Here is a 1,535-nt window from a genome sequence, read left to right as displayed (position 1 = left end):
GGCGAGCGCCGGTGCCGGTAGCCCGGCGGCGGCCGGGGGAGCGAGCGCGAACACGGCGGCCATGATGGCGGCGGCGGTGCCGGCCATGACTCGTACGGTGATGCTGCGGGTCATCGCACTTCCCTTCGACGAACCCACAGCATCGACGCGTGGCCACAGTGGCCGGTATCCGGAAACACCCTGAGACAGCCCTGAACCGTCCTCAGTCGAGGCAGAACTCGTTGCCCTCGGGATCGGCCATCACGATGAAGCCGAAACTCATCGGCGGCTCGGGCTCGGAGCGGCTCACCCGCCGGGCGCCGAGCGCGACGAGCCGGTCGCACTCGGCCTCCAGCGCCGCCATCCGCTCCTCGCCCTGCAGCCCCGGGGCCGCCCGGACGTCGAGATGGACGCGGTTCTTGGCGACCTTGTCCTCGGGCACCTGCTGGAAGAACAGCCGCGGCCCGCGCCCCTCCGGGTCCTCGAGGGCCGACCGCGTGTTGCGCTCCTCCTTCGGCACGCCGACCCGCTCGAGGAACTCCTCCCAGGCCGCCAGCGGGTCGGCGCCCTCGGGCAGCTCGACGCCGGGCGGGCCGGGGTGGACGTAGCCGAGCGCGTCGCGCCAGAAGGAGGACAGCGCCGCCGGGTCGTGGGCGTCGAAGGTCACCTGGATCTCGCGGCTCATCGGGTAGCTCCGTTCTCGGTGGTTGTCGTGTGCAGGTACAGGTCGCGCAGCAGGCAGACCTCGGACAGATGGTGGATCAGCTCGCGGTGGATGTGCAGCACCAGGTCGGCCATGCTCGCCTCCGGGTACGGCTCCTTGGCACCGACCTTGGTCCGCAGCCCGGCCTCGCCGAGCTCACGGACACCGGCCAGCCAGACGCCGAGCTGGGTCTCGAGCTGGTCGAGTGCGGTGCGCGCGTCGCCGGCGTACTCCCAGGACTCGTACGACGCCGCCGGCGCGCCGAAGTGTGCCGCGTTGCGGGCGGCCAGCACGCCGACGATGACATGACCGAGCCGCCAGGCGATCGTGGTGAACGCGGCGGGCACCGGCTCCGGGAACGCGTAGTCGATCGCGAAAGCCCCGGCGCCGACCTGCACGGGCGCCGTCGAGCTGCCGCGGGGCCGCACGCTCCAGGTGTCCGGGACCGGCGACCAGAAATACTCGTCGTCGGTGAGGCCGTCGAGCCGGGCGCGGAGCTGATGCTCCCAATGGTGCTCCCACTGCCCCCGCAGGGTTGCGTTCCAGTCGAGTTCGTCTGGTTCCATGCCACCCACCCTGCCACCCATGGCGGACAGGATCGGTCCGCTATCTCTGACAAAGTGGTGCCATGGATCCGATGGGCGGCGGCGAGCGGGGCACGACCGAACGCGTGCTCACCCTGCTCGGCCTGCTGCAACAGCGCCAGGTCTGGACCGGCCCCGAACTCGCCGACCGCCTCGGGGTCACCCCGCGCACGGTGCGCCGCGACGTCGAACGGCTGCGCACGCTGGGCTATCCCGTGCACGCCAGCCAGGGCGTCGGCGGCGGCTACCAGCTCGGCCCCGGACAGCAC

The 1,535-nt window shown here is 72.0% G+C and carries 3 protein-coding genes; 1 reads left to right on the top strand and 2 read right to left on the bottom strand.

Annotated features, from left to right (window positions below; genetic code table 11):
* Positions 1-202 precede the first annotated feature (202 nt).
* Together AB0C29_RS47885 and AB0C29_RS47880 are read right to left on the bottom strand one after the other, a co-directional pair.
* Positions 203-664, bottom strand: coding sequence for a VOC family protein (locus AB0C29_RS47885; protein WP_360834962.1), 462 nt, complete (start codon positions 662-664; stop codon positions 203-205).
* The gene (locus AB0C29_RS47880; protein WP_360834960.1) at positions 661-1,248 is read right to left on the bottom strand and encodes a DinB family protein; all 588 of its coding nucleotides are present in this window, start codon (positions 1,246-1,248) and stop codon (positions 661-663) included. The genes AB0C29_RS47885 and AB0C29_RS47880 overlap by 4 nt, the downstream gene beginning before the upstream one ends.
* A 71-nt stretch (positions 1,249-1,319) precedes the next feature.
* On the opposite strand from AB0C29_RS47880, the gene AB0C29_RS47875 reads away from it, so the two are divergent.
* On the top strand, positions 1,320-1,535 hold a 216-nt coding region (locus AB0C29_RS47875), incomplete at its 3' end, for a helix-turn-helix domain-containing protein (RefSeq protein ID WP_360834964.1).

This window comes from Actinoplanes sp. NPDC048791 (assembly GCF_040650095.1).
Classification (GTDB): Bacteria; Actinomycetota; Actinomycetes; order Mycobacteriales; family Micromonosporaceae; genus Actinoplanes.
Note: the sequence above shows the minus strand (reverse complement) of the source record. Positions and strands in the feature narration are given on the sequence as shown.

What these genes read in the sequence shown, in the direction of transcription:
- AB0C29_RS47885 (WP_360834962.1), bottom strand. Translation starts at nt 664, where the DNA reads ATGAGCCGCGAGATCCAGGTGACCTTCGACGCCCACGACCCGGCGGCG.
- AB0C29_RS47880 (WP_360834960.1), bottom strand. Translation starts at nt 1,248, where the DNA reads ATGGAACCAGACGAACTCGACTGGAACGCAACCCTGCGGGGGCAGTGG.